This window comes from Mucilaginibacter sp. OK268 (assembly GCF_900103125.1).
Taxonomy (GTDB): Bacteria; Bacteroidota; Bacteroidia; order Sphingobacteriales; family Sphingobacteriaceae; genus Mucilaginibacter.
On record NZ_FNJV01000002.1, the window covers coordinates 970,882 to 988,315 of the forward strand.

Genomic DNA, 17,434 nt, shown 5'->3' on the forward strand with positions numbered 1-17,434 from the left:
TTAATGAAGAATTTTAAACATCAGTTCTTTCATCAATTCGCCATGCGGGGCGTTTGACTCTACACCCTTACTTTTTAAATCATATTCGCGCAGATAACTGATGATCTGCATGGTTTTTTGGTAATTATAGCTGCGACCGGCCTGTTCATAATCTTTTACAAAAAACGGGTTCACCCCTAGTTCGCGGGCCAGGTTTTGCTGCGATTTATCTTTTACATAATGATAGGCCAGTACCTTGCTAAAATAATTATTCAGGTTACCCAGTACCAGTACAATGGGATTGGCCTTGGGATTGGCCTCAAAATAATTGATGATCTGGTTAACTTTATAGGCATCCTTTTTACTCAGAGCTGTTTGCAGTTCAAATACGTTATACTCTTTGCTGATGCCTATATTGTCCTGTATAAGTTTCAGGGTAATCTCCTGGCCTGCGGCTATATTCAGCATCAGTTTTTCGAGCTCATTGGCAATTTTTGAAAGGTCATTGCCGAGGTATTCCGAAAGCATGGCCGATGCCTGCGCGTTGATCTTATAACCTTTCTCACTAATATAACCTTCTATCCAGGCAGGTATTTTACTATCATACAAGGGGGCCGATTCAAAAACGATCCCGTTTTTTTCAATGGCTTTATACGTTTTTTTCCGTTTATCAAACTTACCGTACTTGTAGCAGAAAACTAATATGGTGCTTGGCAAAGGGTTTTCGAGATAACTAAGCACTGGGTCGATGCCTTTTTTGCCGTCATCATCCTTTCCCCATTTCATATCCTGGGCTTCCTTTACCAGTACTACCTGGTAATCGGCCATCATGGGGTATCGTTTGGCCGCGTTAAGCACCGTCATGATGTCGGTATCCTTGCCATATACCACGGTTTGATTAAACCCTTTCTCGGCCTCCGGCAGCAGACTGTGTTCAATATAATTGCTTATCAGGTCAATAAAATAAGGCTCTTCACCATGCAACAGATACAGGGGTTTATATTTACGGTTCTTAATATCTTTCAATAACTCTGCTGCGGACATCTTTTTAATTCAAAATTCAAAAGTAAAAATTGCGAAGCACTCTTGAACTACAAAAAAGAAATAAACATCAGTGAAAAATTCAAAACCGGTATAGTGTTAAAATCAAAGCTAAAAATCCCTTTTTAATTTAATTAGCCCAGTGCTTAGCATTTTTTACTTTTGAATTTTTACTTTTGAATTAAAAATGGATCTGCTGCAGCCGCTTAATCTTCCACCTTACGCTTTTAAAATTACTGATCAGAACGGGCAGCTTACCTTGTTTGATGAGATCAGGAAGAGAAACATCATTATAACCCCCGAAGAATGGGTACGCCAGCATTTTGTGCAATATCTTATTAAACATAAAAACTATCCGCGCGCGTTGATCAAGCTGGAAGGCGGCATGAAACTTAACGGGCTTCAAAAACGGACTGATATTGTTGTATTTAATGCTGAAGGTAAACGAATACTTATTGTAGAATGTAAGGCACCATCAATAACCATTGATCAAAAAACATTCGACCAGATAGCCAGGTATAATATGGTACACCAGGTATCGTTACTGGCTGTAAGCAATGGTTTGCAGCATTATTATTGCCGTATTGACCAGATTAACAAAAAATACCTGTTTTTAGAGGACCTGCCCCTTTACCCCGGAATTATTTAAACCAGGGGCTATCAGATTTTGTATCTTCTCCAGCAATTCATCAGGTTTAAATGGCTTTGATACGTAGTCGTTCATCCCTACCCCAAATACTTTATCCTTGATATCAACCAGAGCCGAGGCCGTTAGCGCAATGATGGGTATCTTTGCCTTCTTAGGATCGGCCATTTTTCTGATCTCCTGAGCTGCGTCAAACCCATTCATGACCGGCATTTGCAGATCCATCAGTATAATATCAAAATTGCCATATTGCATAAACTCAACAGCACGTTCGCCATTTTCGGCAATGGTGGGTATTATTTTCCATTTCGACAGCAACTTCTTCATTAGCATAACATTCACCATGTTATCCTCAGCAATAAGCACCTTTAAGCTTTTCAAGCCCACTTCTTCGGCTACTTCAATGGGTTTTGCTATACCTTCGGCTGTCATTTCTGTGGATACGGGGAGTTCCATATCAAATAAAAACTCAGACCCTTCGCCAATTTTACTGATCACCTCAATGTGCGTACCCTGCAATTCAAGCAAGCGTTTTACAATGGCCAAACCCAAACCTGTGCCTTCATACTCGCGTGTGGTGGCTAATGACTCCTGGGTAAACGGTTCAAAAATATTTTTCAGGTTATCCGCTTTAATGCCTATACCAGTATCCTTTACCGAAAACCTCACTGTAAGGTTGTTATGCCTGTTTTCCAGGCAGGCCACATTTACCCATACATTTCCTTTGGGTGTAAATTTTATGGCGTTATTAACCAGGTTAAAAACCACCTGGGTGATGCGGGTGGGATCGCCAAAAAACACTTTATTCTTTAGCGTATTATCAACGGTGAGGGTAAACTGCAGGCCTTTTTCATGGGCTTTCAACATCTGGCCGCCACAAATATTATACATCAGCTCAACCAGGTCAAACCGAACATTTTCAAATACCAGCTTACCCGATTCAATCTTGTTAAAGTCGAGCACATCATTGACGATAGCCAGCAGGTTGTTTGCCGAAAACTTCAATATTTCGAGGTTCTCCTTTTGCTCAGGTCTCGGGCTGCCCATCATCAACAGGTTGCTCATCCCAATCACCGCGTTTAAGGGTGTGCGGATCTCATGCGACATGGTTGATAAAAACTCTGATTGGGCATGTGCCGATTTCTCGGCCTTCTCAATCGCTTTTTCCAATTTTTGATTTAGCGCCTTCTGCTCATGAGCGCTTTCCCTCACTTGTTTAAGATTTTTTATAAACGCGTTATACAGGTGGCTGTGAATAAAAATGAGCACTATAAAATTGGCAAACAGACTGATCACAATGGTTGATTGATCTATCTTATCGGGCTTTATGCGTATTACATAATTGTAATTGTGCTCAATAAACAAAAAAAGCAATATGGGGACGGTATTCAACAGGGAATAGATCAATCCCCATTTTTGCCCCAGCATATAGTAGCTAAATACAATTACGATAATAACCACCTGCACTGTAACTATATTGATGCTTTGCAACGATACATACACAATGCTCACATTGATCAAAGTACCCACAATGAGCAACACGTGTGATATGGCAAGCCAGTTTGGTTTGTAAGTTAAAGCCTTAAACAGGATGATGATGCTGAGCATTAAAAACACACAAGTGTAGGCCAGCATCATCTGCCCCTGGAAATAAACACTGGTTAATAACGCGGCAGAGGCAACAAATACCAAAAAGAAGCCATAATATAATAAACGTATACGTGCCTGATCAAGAACGGATTGCTCCTTTGAAATAATTTTATAGATGGAAAAGTTAAAAAAACTTACTTTTTGGAACATATTCTGGCAGCAAACATTTTATTGATGCTTAAGCTAACCAGGGTAGTACCAGTTAGCTTAAGCTGTTTGCAGCGAACTGTTATATGCAATTAACCAGCCAAATCGTCAAGTCCTTTTTGGATGATCTGTAATTTGGCTTCCGCATCGGCTTTTTTCCGCTGTTCAATATCGATAATTTCGGGCTTGGCATTGCTCATAAAACGTTCGTTATTCAGCTTTGCATTTACCGATTTTAAAAATCCTAAAAGATATTCCTTCTCTTTTTCCAATCGTTCACGTTCTGCCACCGGATCAATTTCTTCCTCAAAAGGAACATAAAACTCATCCGTTGAAGCTAAAAAGCTGATAGCTCCATTTACTTTATCGGTAACCTCTGCAAACTGGCTTATATTTCCAAGCCGGGCTATAATAGCCTGGTAATCCAGATACTTTATGCCAGAGTTGGCTTTTACAAAAAGCTCAAGCGGTTCTTTATCAGCAATATGTTTTGCTTTCCGGGTATTCCGTATGGCGGCGATAACTTCTTTTATCGTTTCCACTTCGGTCAATAGCCGTGCATTAATTTCCCCAATAATTGGCAATTGCGCAACAATACAGCATTCTTTTTCAGCACGCTCACCAAACAGCTCATCATGCCATAATTCCTCTGTCAGGAAAGGCATAAAAGGGTGCAAAACTTTTAATATATTTTCAAAGAACTGTGTGGTTGCCGTATAGGTTGCCCGGTCAATAGGGTGCTGATAAACCGGTTTGATCATCTCCAGGTACCAGGCGCAAAAATCGTCCCATACCAGTTTGTAGGTAGCCATTAAAGCTTCCGACAAACGGTATTGGGCAAAGTTATCTTCTATTTCGCCTAATGCCTGGTCAAAGCGGTTTCCAAACCATTCTATCGCTATGGTATTAGGATTGGCAAGGCTATCATCAACCTCCCAGCCCTTTACCAGCTTAAAGGCGTTCCATATTTTATTGGCAAAACCACTGCCTTGTTTACAATAGCTTTCATCGAACATTAAATCGTTACCGGCAGGTGAGCAAAGCAGCATGCCAACACGTACGCCATCGGCGCCGTAAGTTTCGATCAGATCGAGCGGGTCGGGCGAGTTACCTAATGATTTGGACATTTTACGGCCCAGTTTATCCCTTACTATACCGGTAAGGTACACATTCCGGAATGGTACCCCACCCCTGAATTCGTGCCCGGCCATGATCATTCTGGCTACCCAGAAAAACAGGATCTCGGGTGCAGTAACCAGGTCGTTAGTCGGATAATAATAGTTGATATCGGCATTATTCGGGTCCTTAAAGCCGCCGAATACCGATATAGGCCACAGCCATGATGAAAACCAGGTATCAACCACATCTGGATCCTGCGTCAGGTCCTGAGCTGTGAAGGCCGGGTTTTTGAGTTTGGCTTCAACCAATGCTTCTTCCGCAGTTTTTGCGATAACAAATTCGCCGTTTGGTAAATACCAGGCCGGGATCTGTTGCCCCCACCATAACTGGCGACTGATATTCCAATCCCTTACATTCTCCATCCAGTGGCGATAGGTATTGATAAACTTATCAGGTATCAATTTAATTTCGCCATTCAGCACATAATCCAATGCGGGTTTGGCCATCTCGCCCATTTTGCAAAACCATTGCATAGATAGTTTTGGCTCAATAACCGCGTCTGTACGTTCCGAAAAACCGATCTGCGATTTATAGTCCTCCACTTTTTCCAGTGCGCCGGCTTCTTCCAGCAAAACAGCTATTTTTTTACGGGCCGCAAAACGATCAACGCCAACTAATATCTGGGCTTTTTCGTTCAGCGTACCGTCGTCATTTAAAATATCAATAACAGGCAACTTATGTTTTTGCCCCAGTTCGTAGTCATTCAAATCATGTGCCGGGGTAACTTTCAAACAACCGGTACCAAAATCCATGGTCACGTATTCGTCCAGGATAACCGGTATAGTGCGATGAATTAAAGGGATGTAAACACTTTTCCCGTGTAGGTGAATATATCTTTCATCGTTTGGATTAATACAGATAGCTGCATCGGCCATAATGGTTTCAGGACGAGTAGTTGCAATCGTAAGGTATTCTGTAGGTGTCGCTACATGATTAGTAGCTTTATTAACTAAATCTGAAACAATCTCATACTTAATATAATACAGCTTCTGATTAACCTCTTTACGGATAACTTCCTCATCAGATACGGCTGTTTTACCCTGTGGGTCCCAGTTTACCATGCGGATACCGCGATAGATCAGGCCTTTTTTATATAGGTGGATAAAAGTATCTATTACAGCTTCGGACAGGTCCTCATCCATCGTAAATTTGGTACGGTCCCAATCGCAGGATGCTCCTAACTTTTTAAGCTGCTCCAGGATGATGCCGCCATATTTCTCTTTCCACTCCCAGGCATAAGCCAAAAACTCGGGACGGGTCAAATCTGTTTTGCTGATGCCTCGATCTTTGAGCATGGCCACCACTTTAGCTTCGGTAGCTATACTGGCATGGTCGGTTCCGGGAACCCAGCAGGCATTTTTACCCTTCATACGGGCACGGCGAACCAACACATCCTGTATGGTATTATTTAACATATGCCCCATGTGCAGAACCCCGGTAACATTGGGCGGCGGAATGACTATGGTATAAGGCTCACGCTCATCAGGCACCGATTTAAAAAAATCGTGCTTTAACCAGTAACTATACCACTTCTCTTCGGTTTCTTTGGGCAAATATGTTTTAGCAATACTCATAACGCGCAAAAATAGGGATTTGCGCGCTTAGTTCATAGTTGATAGTTCGCGGATTCCAAAAGCATTTTTAGCGTTGATCCCGGCCCTCCGTTTTTTTGCCTCGACAAGTTTTTCGCATCAAACAAAAGTTATAAAATTCAAACGACTTCAACTTTTTAAAGCCTTAATTTTAACACTTTTCATCTCAAAAATGGGCAAAAACCGATCAAAAATTGCTCAAAACTTGATCAAAACCATCCATTTTAACACTTTTTAACAAATTTTTGATGGGTTTTTAAAACTTTAAAAAGCATCAAATAACTGACATTCAAATAACTACATATTAAACGATTGATTTTTGTTCCTTTTTTAGAAGGACAGAATTATGCTTTTCAAACAGCGCGGAATACCAGATCGGCTTATTTAAATATACGAAAATCATTTGACCTCTGCAATGGTATTTGCTCAACAACAAGCCAAACACATTCACAGGTAATTATTTTAAGACTTTTTAATTTTCTTGTATCTTGCTCGTGCCTGACTTATTTACTTATTTCAAAAAATAATACATGCCCGGCAAAAGATACTACAAACCTGAATTAGACTTACTTCGTTTTTGCGCATTTCTTTTTGTGTTTTTCACGCACCGAATGGATCTTGCACCAATTGACCCGGTAAAATATTATTGGCCATACCATATTAGCCTGGTTGGTGTCTTTGGCGTACCGCTTTTCTTTTTTTTAAGCGCGTTCTTAATAACAGAATTACTTACGCAAGAACAGGAGTTGTACGGCAGGGTTAGCGTCAAATCGTTTTATATCAGGCGAATTTTACGTATATGGCCATTGTATTTCATTTTCTTTTTTGGAATGGTTTTAGTGACTCACCTCTCAGACCAGTTTGGAACCATTTCGCCTAAAACACAACTTGCATTCAGCCTGTTTTCAGGCAACTGGTATATTACTTTTAACAATTGGCTTCCATCATATCCCATAAATCCGCTTTGGAGCATCTCTGTAGAAGAACAGCTTTACATACTGATCCCTTTAATAATTTATTTTGGAGGAAAACGTGGACTAAAGATCTTTTCTTTCATTGCCATACTGGTGGCCTATTTAACCATCATCTATTATGCCCGGCAACCAACTAATGGGTTTAGTGGCGAATGGACAAACAGTTTTGTACAATTTCAATTTTTTGCAGCGGGAATACTCCTTGCCATTTATTTAAAGAATTGGCAACCAAATTGGACTATTACCGTAAGACTGATCGCATTTATTGGAGGAGTGGTAAGCTGGTTAATTGCATCTATTGTATGTAAAGTTCATGCAGATGCCCCTCACCTGTCAACTATTCCGGAAGCCATTACCGGCTGGATTTTAATTCTTAGCGGAGTAATATTATTATTTCTTTCATTGTATGGCACTTCGGTCAAATATTTACCAACTCCTCTGGTATACCTTGGACGCATATCTTATGGTTTGTATGTTTTTCATATAACAATATTCTATTTAGTATACCATATTTTTGAAGGCAAATTGGATGCATTTAGTAAACTAATTGGCATGCAGGAATGGAAAAATGAAATTGGCTTTTTAATAGCCTTTATCATAACGGTTATGATCGCGACGCTTTCGTATAATTTTTTTGAGAAACCATTTTTGAAACTAAAAAGACGTTTTACAATTATTCTTTCAAGAGATTAGTGAACAATAAATCTTGTGGAGGATATTCTCTTATGCCCTTTGCTCTTCCTATCATCCTCACTTCATCACAATAATTTTACAATAGGTACGTTTATTAAAGGAATAACCTTAACAGCCATGAAATCAATGGACTTGCACCGCTTTTGGCTTGATATCCTGAAAAGATCAAAGCTTTCCTTTTTTATAAACTGGTTTAACCGTTAAGTATTTTTCAGAAACCGGTTTGCGCATATCTACTACAATTCATTAACTTTAATTTTTAAATCTAACATGAAATTAAAGTTATCTTATCTCATGCTGGCGGGTGCTTTGACCCTGTCGGCCAACAGTTTTGCTGCCGGTGGCGGCACATCTCCCAAACCAAAACACAAACCTGCGGTCCCTAAAAAATTCATTGATCCGGCCAATATGGATCTCAGCGTAAAACCTGGCGATGATTTTTTTGACTATGCCAATGGCAACTGGATAAAACAAAACGCTATACCTGCCAAAGAAACCCGCTGGGGTAGCTTTAACATCCTGCGCCAGGAAAATACCGATAAATTATTGGGCCTGCTTAACGAGGTAAGCAAAACATCCGCCACACAGCCCAAAGGCAGCTTAAGTCAACGTGTTGGCGATCTGTATGCCAGCGGTATGGATAGCCTGACTATCGAAAAACGTGGTTATGACCCCATAAAACCCGATCTGCAACGGATTGATCAAATAAACAGCCTCGACGGCGTTATCGGCGAGCTGACCTATCAGCGCGTTAATGGCGAGGGTAGTCCGCTTTTTAGATTTGGCGTAGGCCAGGACGAGAAAAACGTAAACAAATACGTAGTAGGCTTTAACCAGGGCGGTACCAGCTTGCCCGATCGCGACAATTATTTGAAAGCTGATAGTCGCACCAAAAGCATCCAGGACGCCTACAAAAAATACATTGTAGCGCTGTTTACCTTAACCGGCAGCAGCAACGAAGAAGCTGTTAAAAACGCAGGCCTTATTTTTAGCCTGGAAGCCACCTTAGCCAAAGCACAGCTGAGCCGTGTGGCCATGCGCGACCCTAATGTTACCTACAATAAATTTTCTGTTGATGGTTTCAGCAAGATCACACCGCATTTAAACTGGAACACCTTATTGCCGCAGTTAAAAGCCGGCGGACAAGACACCGTGCTGGTTGGCCAGCCTGGGTTTTTTAAAGTGGCCGACTCGCTGCTGGCAGTTACTCCCGTTGATAGCTGGAAAGTTTACTTGAAATGGAGCATCCTTAAAGGTGCGTCATCATCATTAAGCTCGCCATTTGTAAACGCTACTTTTGACTTCAGCAGGGCCCTAACTGGTCAAAAAGTACAAACACCACGTAACGAACGTATGAGCGGCCTGGTTGATGGCAGTATCGGCGAATTGTTAGGTCAGCTTTTTGTGGAGAAGTACTTTACACCGGCTGCCAAACAATACATGGTTAACCTGGTAAGCAACCTGAAAGGCACCCTGGGCGACCGCATTAAACGCCTGGAATGGATGAGCCCCGAAACCAAAGACCGCGCGCTAAAAAAGCTGGCCGCATTCACCGTAAAAATAGGCTATCCCGATAAATGGGAAGCTTATGATGGGCTGGTTATCGACCGTAACGATTATGCCGCTAACCTGAAAGCCTTATCTATATGGCGTTATAACTTTAACCTGAGCCGCCTGGGCAAACCGGTTGATAAAACCCGCTGGGGTATGACACCGCCAACCGTGAACGCGTACTATAACCCAACCAATAACGAGATCGTTTTCCCGGCAGGTATTTTACAGTTCCCTTTCTTTGATTTTAAGGCTGATGACGCCATAAACTATGGCGGTATAGGCGCGGTGATAGGACACGAAATGACCCATGGTTTTGATGATCAGGGCCGTCAGTATGATGCCGATGGCACCCTGCGCGACTGGTGGACAAAAACCGATGCCGATAAATTTAAAGTACGTGCCAACCAGGTAGTTGACCAATACAATGCCTTTACTGTAGTTGATACCCTGCACGTAAACGGCAAATTAACCCTTGGCGAAAACCTGGCCGATCTGGGCGGTTTAAACATAGCTTATGAAGCTTACAAAAAAACCAAACAAGGCCAGGAAAATAAAAAGATAGACGGTTTTACTGCCGATCAGCGTTTCTTTTTATCATGGGCCCAGGTATGGCGCAGCGCGCAACGCCCCGAGTCGGCAGCGCAACGCATCCTGACCGATCCGCACTCGCCCGAGCAATTCCGTACCAACGCGCCACTGACCAATATCGACGCCTGGTACAAAGCCTTCAACGTACAAGCCGGCGACAAAATGTACAAAAAACCGGAAGACCGGATTAAGGTTTGGTAGTTCTGAGTCTTGTCTACTGAATCTTAATTTATAAGTCAAAGCCTGGTGAAAGCCGGGCTTTGTTTGTTTTACACCTCACCCAACCATCTCTCCACCCGTCATTGCGAGGTACGAAGCAATCCCCGATAGGCAGGTCCGCTCTGTAAATAGGGGATTGCCACGCTGCGCTCGCAATGACGTTATTTTTTACATACTCCCCACCCTCCCGCGGCCAAGAGCGGGTATACGACATGCATCACGAATAAACCCCTCCCTACCTTCCCGTGGGGAGGGAATCGCACTTGGCCAGCGCTTTCAGCCTGTGATCGATGTTAACCCCTATTTTGTAACTTTACAAGAGCAATTAATAACCAATACCATGGATAATACAAGAGTTTACAGAATGTCTTTTGCAAGTGTTTATCCGCACTATATCCGAAAAGCAGAGAAGAAAGGTCGCACAAAAGCAGAACTGGATGAAATTATATTCTGGCTTACGGGATATGATAAACAAGCCTTGCAACAACTCATCGACAATAAAACTGATTTTGAAACTTTCTTTGCCCGGGCACCACAAATTAACCCGAATATTTCCAAGATCACGGGGGTGATTTGCGGGTATCGTGTGGAAGAGATCGAAGACAAACTGATGCAGAAGGTTCGTTATTTAGATAAGCTGGTAGATGAATTGGCGAAGGGGAAAGCGATGGAGAAGATATTGAGGAAATAGGGATAATTATTGAATTGGTTTATTTAAACAAAATTCCTTCCCCCGTCAGCAGATAAGCTTCGGACGAAAGCGGGCAGAACAATGGTGGGCTGTGCAGTTGCAGGGACATAGCAAGTTTTTGCTGAAGCATGGGACCGCGCGAACGTAGTGGGGCAAAATAATTGCAGTCCGTGGTTCTGTCGGCTTTGCGGGGTAAAGGCCAAATGCGGCAAAGAAGCATTTCTGGTGACAAGCCTTTTGGTTATTTTGTGGCTACATACGGCGAAGCCCCTCTTGAGCACCTTAAAAAACAAACTACAACGAAAAACTAACTGGCCCTCCCGCGGCCAAGAGCGGGTATACGCTATGCAAAATGGCCCTGTATAGCATGCGATTGCTTCGTCGTTCCTCCTCGCAATGACATATTTTTATTGGTGTATTTCCCTCTAAAAACACCTGAATTACTGCATATTCCATCGTATTAATCGTATTAATATTTACAACATGCAAACATTTCGACCGTAAAACAACCCGCCGAAACCCTTATCTTTGTGCTTATAATATGATAATTCAACAGTTCTACGATAAAGGATTGGCGCATGCATCGTACGCCGTGATCCGTACAGGTAAAATGATCGTTATTGATCCGGCACGCAACCCGCAGCCCTATTATGACTTTGCCAGCCAGCACGATGCCGATATTGTGGGCGTTATTGAAACACATCCACATGCCGATTTTGTAAGCTCGCATCTGGAAATTCACCAGGCTACTAATGCCGTAATTTATTGCAGTAAGTTAACCGGTGCCACCTATCCGCACGAAACTTTTGATGATGGCGATCTGATACAGCTAAATGATATCAAACTAAAAGCCATCAATACCCCCGGTCACTCACCCGATTCTATTTGTATCTTACTGGAAGACGAAAAAGGCAAGGATACCGCCATTTTCACCGGCGACACCTTATTTGTAGGTGATGTAGGCAGGCCTGATCTTCGCGAAAATGTGGGTAACATTACCACCAAAAAAGAGGAGCTGGCCAAACAAATGTACCTGAGCACCCGCCATAAATTGATGACATTGCCTAAAAGCGTGGTGGTTTATCCGGCACACGGCCCTGGTTCGTTATGCGGCAAAAACATGAGTCCCGACCTGGAAAGCACCATTGGCCGCGAGCTGCGTGAAAACTACGCCCTGCAACTGATGGACGAAATGACTTTTGTTAAAACCCTCACCACCGATCAGCCCTTTATGCCCAAATATTTTGGCTATGATGTGGATCTGAATAAAACAGGCGCGCCATTGTTTCAGCAAAGTGTTGATACCATAGCCAGGATCAGCGCCGAATCACCGCTTGAAAAGGAAGTACTGGTGATTGACGCACGCCCCAAACAACAATTCAGAAATGGTCATCTTAAAGGCGCTATTAACCTGCAGGACGGTGAAAAATTTGAAACCTGGCTAGGTTCGATATTAAGTCCCGATGAAGCATTTTACCTGATCGCCGACAGTGAGGAGAGTTTGAACATCCTCATTAAAAAAGCAGCGAAAATAGGTTACGAAAAAAACATTAAAGCGGCACTGCTATCGCCGGCCAACGCTACCGAAATATCAGTAACACTTGACCTGGATGATTTCAGGATCAACCCAAACAACTATCATATTGTTGACGTGCGCAACCGCGGCGAGGTAAATGATGGTAAGGTATTTAAAGACTCCATTACCATACCCTTGCCCGAACTGCGCGAACGTATAAACGAAATACCAACAGATAAAGCTATTGTAATACATTGTGCAGCAGGTTACCGCTCGGCGGCAGCAGCCAGTATTGTAGCCGCCAAAATACAACAGGTACCGGTTTATGACCTGGGCGAAGTGATTGTGGAGTTTGCAGAGAATGTTCATAGTTAATGGTTCATAGATCATAGCTAACACGCTTCCATGATTTTTGACACTCAAAACTATGAACCATGATCTATCAACTATGAACCATAAACTAAAAATAGTAACCACAGCCGATGGTTCTAAAACCATTTATAATGCTGAAGTGGGCGAGCATTACCACTCGCGGCATGGCGCGTTACAGGAGAGTTTACACGTATTTGTAAATGCCGGTCTGGATTATTTTTTAGCTAAAAGCGAGGCCCGAGAGGCCAGCATACTGGAAGTTGGTTTTGGCACAGGGCTTAACTTTTTATTGAGTTCTGCTTACTGTACCGATCATCAAATAAAGCTTCAATATACCGGGATCGAAGCCTATCCGCTCAGCACAGATATGATGGCTCAAACCGGTTATGAGCAATACACCCCTGCCGCTTTATGGACCAGCTATCTGCAACATTACCCGGATGCATTAAAAAATGAGGTAAGTATAGATGCTGATACCCAATTGCAAATAGCACACTGCAAGCTGATGGAGCTTAATACGGATCAGCAATTCGACATTGTATACTTTGACGCTTTTGCCGCCGTTCACCAACCCGAAATGTGGGAATTACCAGCGATAAGCTTTGTAACCGGTTTTTTAAAACCCGGTGGTGTGTTTGTTACCTACGCCATAACCGGCAACCTGAAACGAATGCTTAAAAGCTTAGGCTTTACCATACAAAAAATACCCGGCGCAGCCGGCAAACGCGAAATGCTACGTGGGGTGAATAACCCCCTCTAAATCTCCCCCAAAAGGGGAGACTTTAAATAGCATTTTAAAGCCCTCTCCTTTGGAGAGGGTTGGGTGAGGTCTCTACCTCGCAATGACGTTTTCGGTTGACCCTTTCCTATCTTGATTCCTGATTCTTATCTCTTGCATCCCAAAACCCTTATCTTTGCAGCATAAAAATAAAAACATATGCCGCTACAAGCACCAGCTACCGCCAATACCCCTGCCACCGGATTTGAACGCCTGCTCCATATTATGGATGATCTGAGAGCCAACTGTCCCTGGGATAAAAAACAAACGTTGGAAAGCCTGCGGCACCTCACCATCGAAGAAACCTATGAGCTGAGCGACGCCATTTTAAGCGCCGATATGCCCGAAATAAAAAAAGAACTGGGCGATATTATGCTTCACCTGGTGTTCTACGCCAAAATAGCTTCTGAAACCAACGATTTTACCATTACCGATGTGCTCAACAGCGTGTGCGAAAAGCTGATTAACCGGCACCCACATATTTATGGCGATGTAGAAGTACAAAACGAAGAGGATGTTAAACGCAACTGGGAGCAGATCAAACTAAAAGAAGGCAACAAATCTGTACTGGGCGGTGTACCCGCCTCCTTACCGGCATTGGTAAAAGCATCACGCATACAGGAAAAAGCACGCGGTGTAGGTTTTGACTGGGAAGAGAAAAGCCAGGTATGGGCCAAGGTGGAAGAAGAAATGCAGGAGTTCAGGAACGAATTTAATGCCGAAGATGAAAGCACCATCGACCATGAAAAAGCCGAAGGAGAATTTGGCGACCTGTTATTCTCGCTTATTAACTATGCCCGTTTTATCAATATTAACCCCGAGAACGCGTTGGAAAAAACAAATAAAAAGTTCATCAAACGTTTTCAGTACCTGGAACTTAAAGCCAAAGAAAACGGAAAACAACTACAGGATATGAGCCTGGCCGAGATGGATATATTTTGGGACGAGGCAAAAAAATTATAAAAATTCCGGGGCGTGTTGTAGCGTTTAAATAAATACTCACGTAATGTTTAAAAAGATGAAGATTATGAAGCGAAATTTATTTTTAGTATTACCATTATTAGCACTAGTTGTATTAGGCCAAGCTTGCTCAACTAAAAATGACCCAATTCCTGCGCCTACACCGCCACTTGGTACTTTTAGTGGCACCGGTAAACTCCTGGTAAAAAAATCAGGAAGTTCTGGCTATGATACCGTAAAAAAAGCATCCCCCTTATTGATTACATTGGCTACACCAAGCAATTTCAAAGTAACCGGAGATACGCTTACAGTACATGCGGGCAGCAAAGGTTCATTTCAACTTGCATACGCATCCAATGGCACATTTATTAACTTTATTGACAGTACTTATAAAGCCGGGCCGCAAACTAAAATACATTTGAATGGTGTATATCAATACCTTTATGATAATGCCTCTGGCAGCCTGATCATACAGCGTGCCAATAGCGTACAGGATTCCATTCTACGGTACGATTTAAAAAAGACTTCAAATTAATTATTGTTTTAATTTCCAAGGCTGTCGCTTTTATAGTGGCAGCTTTTTATCATTAACCATCTACCTATAAAATTAAAAGATCGGCAGTAATACAACACTGCTGATCTTTTATTTATAAGCGGTTAAAGCAAAAAAATGATCATTTAAAAAATTGTTATTTTTATTTGTATCAATATGATCCTTAGGTACGTAAAGGATTATAAATCAACAGTAATTTTATACGCGGAATTAAATACACTTAATGCATTCACCCCCTCGCATTACTGAAGAAGAGATCATCAGCCAATGCAAAACAGGCAGCTTAAAATACCAGGAAATGCTGTATAAGCTATTCTATGGCTACGCCATGGGTATAAGTTTGCGCTATAGTTTAAACAGGGACGATGCATTAGAGGCTGTAAATGATGCTTTTATAAAGGTTTTCAATGCCATACATAGTTATAACATGGATAAACCTTTTAAAGCCTGGTTACGCACCATTGTGGTTAATACCGCGATTGACCGCCGGCGCAAGGATCTTAAATTTCAGCTTAATGTTGATTTGGATAATGCTGCTCCCTTAAGCAGCAATATGGGCACAGTTGATAATTTAAATGTGCAGGATATTTTAAAACTGATGAATGAGCTGCCTGCAATTCAGCTTACCATCTTCAATTTATACGAGATAGACGGATATAATCACGACGAAATTGCAAACATGCTCGCTATTCCGGTAAGTTCATCAAGAGTTTACCTGAGTCGGGCAAAAGAAAGATTAAGAAAAATGTTAAGGAAAGAGACACAAAACCATGGATGAGCAGTTGGATAACGACTTAAGCAACCGCATCAGGGAGGTGTTTGATAATTTTGACGACACCTCATTTCCTTCTGCTGATGAAGGTTGGTTACTGCTCAGGAAAAATTTTCCTGAAACGGAAAAGAAACGTCCGGTTGCCTGGCTGTGGTGGGCAAGCACGGCTGCGGCTTTATTGTTATTTTTAAGTATCGGCCTTTGGATAACCGGTAAAAAAGAACAGACAAATACGCTGGCTTTAAAACCTGCAAAAAAACATACAGAACAATCCATAACTGCCGATAGCGCTACAATACTGGCCGCCACACCAAACCCGGTCATTAAAAATAATGCTCCTGATACCGGTGCAGCCCCTTTGGCCGGTACAAAAAAACCTACTATCCAGGCAGCACCTTATAAGCCCGCCGCTGTTCCTGCTGTGCCAGGTGCAACAACAGCCCAGGCTCCTGTTTATGCCAAAACTAACGGAAGTCCGGCTACCCAGGTTCTTGCTAATACACAGGTTGCTCCTGCTATCAAAGCCAAACCGGCTACAGACAGCACAAAAAATATTATCGCCAAAGCAAACGCGCAACAATATGTGGCCGCTGCAAAAAGTTCCAATACTACTGTTACCGAACCTGCTAAAAAAACCAAACCGGTTGATAGCACCAAAGCTGTTATGGCTAAAATCAATACGCAGCAGCCTCCTGTTACAGCACCGGCTGCTACCACAGGCGGTTCAATTATGTTGCCAAAACAACCGGCAAAAGCCCCTAAAAACTCTATGGATGCATTGTTTGCCAGCGAACAGGCCCAGCAACCACAAAAAAACAGACAGGAATCTGTGGAGGATAAAAAAGTACGGTTTGGTGTATATGCAGCAACCTTCTTTAACTATGCCAAAGGCAGCAGCAACCAGGTAAATGCCGGCGCGGGTGTTACATCTGATATTAAGCTAAGTAAAAACTTAAAATTATCAACCGGCTTAATGCTGGCCCAAAATACACTGAGTTATAATGGAGGCCCGCCACCAAGCTCCAATTTGGATGCCCTGGCGAAGGCCCCACAGGCTTTAGTTCCTTTTGATAAGCAGAGTTTATTTGCCGCGAATTCGTCTTTCCCAGTACTTAAAAATTACAATGCCAACTTAATTGGTCTGGATATTCCGATAAATATCAAATATGAGTTTAACCCCCAAAAAACCGATGCCTATGTTTCGGCTGGTTTAAGCTCGGGTACATTTATCAACGAAGCCTATACATCCGTTTACGGTTATTCATCGGCAGGGTCTTCTACACAAACAACCGATGATGTGACCCACAAAAGTTTTAACAGCTTCTATTTTGCTAAAACGCTTAACGTTTCCTTTGGTATTGGCTACCCGGTAGGTAAGGGCAATCGTTTAATTGTTGAACCATTTTTAAAATACCCACTTGATGGTCTTGGCTCACAACAGATCCAGTTCGGTTCGGCAGGTTTAAATCTGAAACTCAATTTTACGACCAGAAAAAAATAGACATTCCCGCCTTTTATTTCCGGCATAAG

At 42.4% G+C, this 17,434-nt stretch carries 13 protein-coding genes; 10 read left to right on the forward strand and 3 right to left on the reverse strand.

The features are described 5' to 3' along the window. A complete protein-coding gene (gene holA, locus BLR84_RS09760; protein WP_090467306.1) occupies nucleotides 1–1,023 on the reverse strand; it encodes a DNA polymerase III subunit delta in 1,023 nt (340 codons plus the stop codon). A gap of 184 nt (nucleotides 1,024–1,207) precedes the next feature. Here holA and BLR84_RS09765 point away from each other — a divergent pair, with 184 nt between their 5' ends. After that, on the forward strand, nucleotides 1,208–1,669 hold the full coding sequence (locus BLR84_RS09765; RefSeq protein ID WP_090467308.1) for a type I restriction enzyme HsdR N-terminal domain-containing protein: 462 nt from the start codon (nucleotides 1,208–1,210) through the stop codon (nucleotides 1,667–1,669). On the opposite strand, the gene BLR84_RS09770 is transcribed toward BLR84_RS09765, so the two are convergent. Next, on the reverse strand, nucleotides 1,634–3,466 hold the full coding sequence (locus tag BLR84_RS09770) for an ATP-binding protein (protein WP_090467310.1): 1,833 nt from the start codon (nucleotides 3,464–3,466) through the stop codon (nucleotides 1,634–1,636). The two genes, BLR84_RS09765 and BLR84_RS09770, sit on opposite strands and share 36 nt — an antisense overlap. A gap of 89 nt (nucleotides 3,467–3,555) precedes the next feature. Beyond that, nucleotides 3,556–6,216, reverse strand: coding sequence for a valine--tRNA ligase (locus tag BLR84_RS09775; protein WP_090467311.1), 2,661 nt, complete (start codon nucleotides 6,214–6,216; stop codon nucleotides 3,556–3,558). A gap of 548 nt (nucleotides 6,217–6,764) precedes the next feature. Here BLR84_RS09775 and BLR84_RS09785 point away from each other — a divergent pair. The 9 genes from BLR84_RS09785 (at nucleotide 6,765) to BLR84_RS09825 (ending at nucleotide 17,405) form a co-directional block, all read left to right on the forward strand. Then, a complete protein-coding gene (locus BLR84_RS09785; RefSeq protein WP_090467314.1) occupies nucleotides 6,765–7,901 on the forward strand; it encodes an acyltransferase family protein in 1,137 nt (378 codons plus the stop codon). Nucleotides 7,902–8,171: 270 nt separating this feature from the next. Continuing rightward, entirely contained in the window at nucleotides 8,172–10,244 is a 2,073-nt protein-coding gene (locus tag BLR84_RS09790; RefSeq protein ID WP_255366906.1) for a M13 family metallopeptidase, read from the forward strand. A gap of 358 nt (nucleotides 10,245–10,602) precedes the next feature. After that, entirely contained in the window at nucleotides 10,603–10,953 is a 351-nt protein-coding gene (locus BLR84_RS09795; RefSeq protein ID WP_090467316.1) for a DUF2200 domain-containing protein, read from the forward strand. Between the two features lie 541 nt (nucleotides 10,954–11,494). Further along, nucleotides 11,495–12,844: an MBL fold metallo-hydrolase gene (locus BLR84_RS09800; protein WP_090467318.1), complete on the forward strand. Its 1,350-nt coding sequence runs from the start codon at nucleotides 11,495–11,497 to the stop codon at nucleotides 12,842–12,844. A gap of 73 nt (nucleotides 12,845–12,917) precedes the next feature. Continuing rightward, complete coding sequence (gene mnmD, locus BLR84_RS09805; RefSeq protein ID WP_090467319.1) at nucleotides 12,918–13,601, forward strand: tRNA (5-methylaminomethyl-2-thiouridine)(34)-methyltransferase MnmC2; 684 nt, start codon at nucleotides 12,918–12,920, stop codon at nucleotides 13,599–13,601. Between the two features lie 177 nt (nucleotides 13,602–13,778). Next, nucleotides 13,779–14,582: a nucleoside triphosphate pyrophosphohydrolase gene (mazG, locus tag BLR84_RS09810; protein ID WP_090467321.1), complete on the forward strand. Its 804-nt coding sequence runs from the start codon at nucleotides 13,779–13,781 to the stop codon at nucleotides 14,580–14,582. Between the two features lie 64 nt (nucleotides 14,583–14,646). Beyond that, entirely contained in the window at nucleotides 14,647–15,114 is a 468-nt protein-coding gene (locus tag BLR84_RS09815) for a hypothetical protein (protein ID WP_143013877.1), read from the forward strand. Between the two features lie 241 nt (nucleotides 15,115–15,355). After that, nucleotides 15,356–15,910 carry an RNA polymerase sigma factor gene (locus tag BLR84_RS09820; protein WP_090467324.1) on the forward strand — a complete coding sequence of 185 codons (555 nt, stop codon included), beginning with the start codon at nucleotides 15,356–15,358 and terminating at the stop codon, nucleotides 15,908–15,910. Further along, entirely contained in the window at nucleotides 15,903–17,405 is a 1,503-nt protein-coding gene (locus tag BLR84_RS09825; RefSeq protein WP_090467326.1) for an outer membrane beta-barrel protein, read from the forward strand. The genes BLR84_RS09820 and BLR84_RS09825 overlap by 8 nt, the downstream gene beginning before the upstream one ends. The last annotated feature ends 29 nt before the right edge of the window (nucleotides 17,406–17,434 follow it).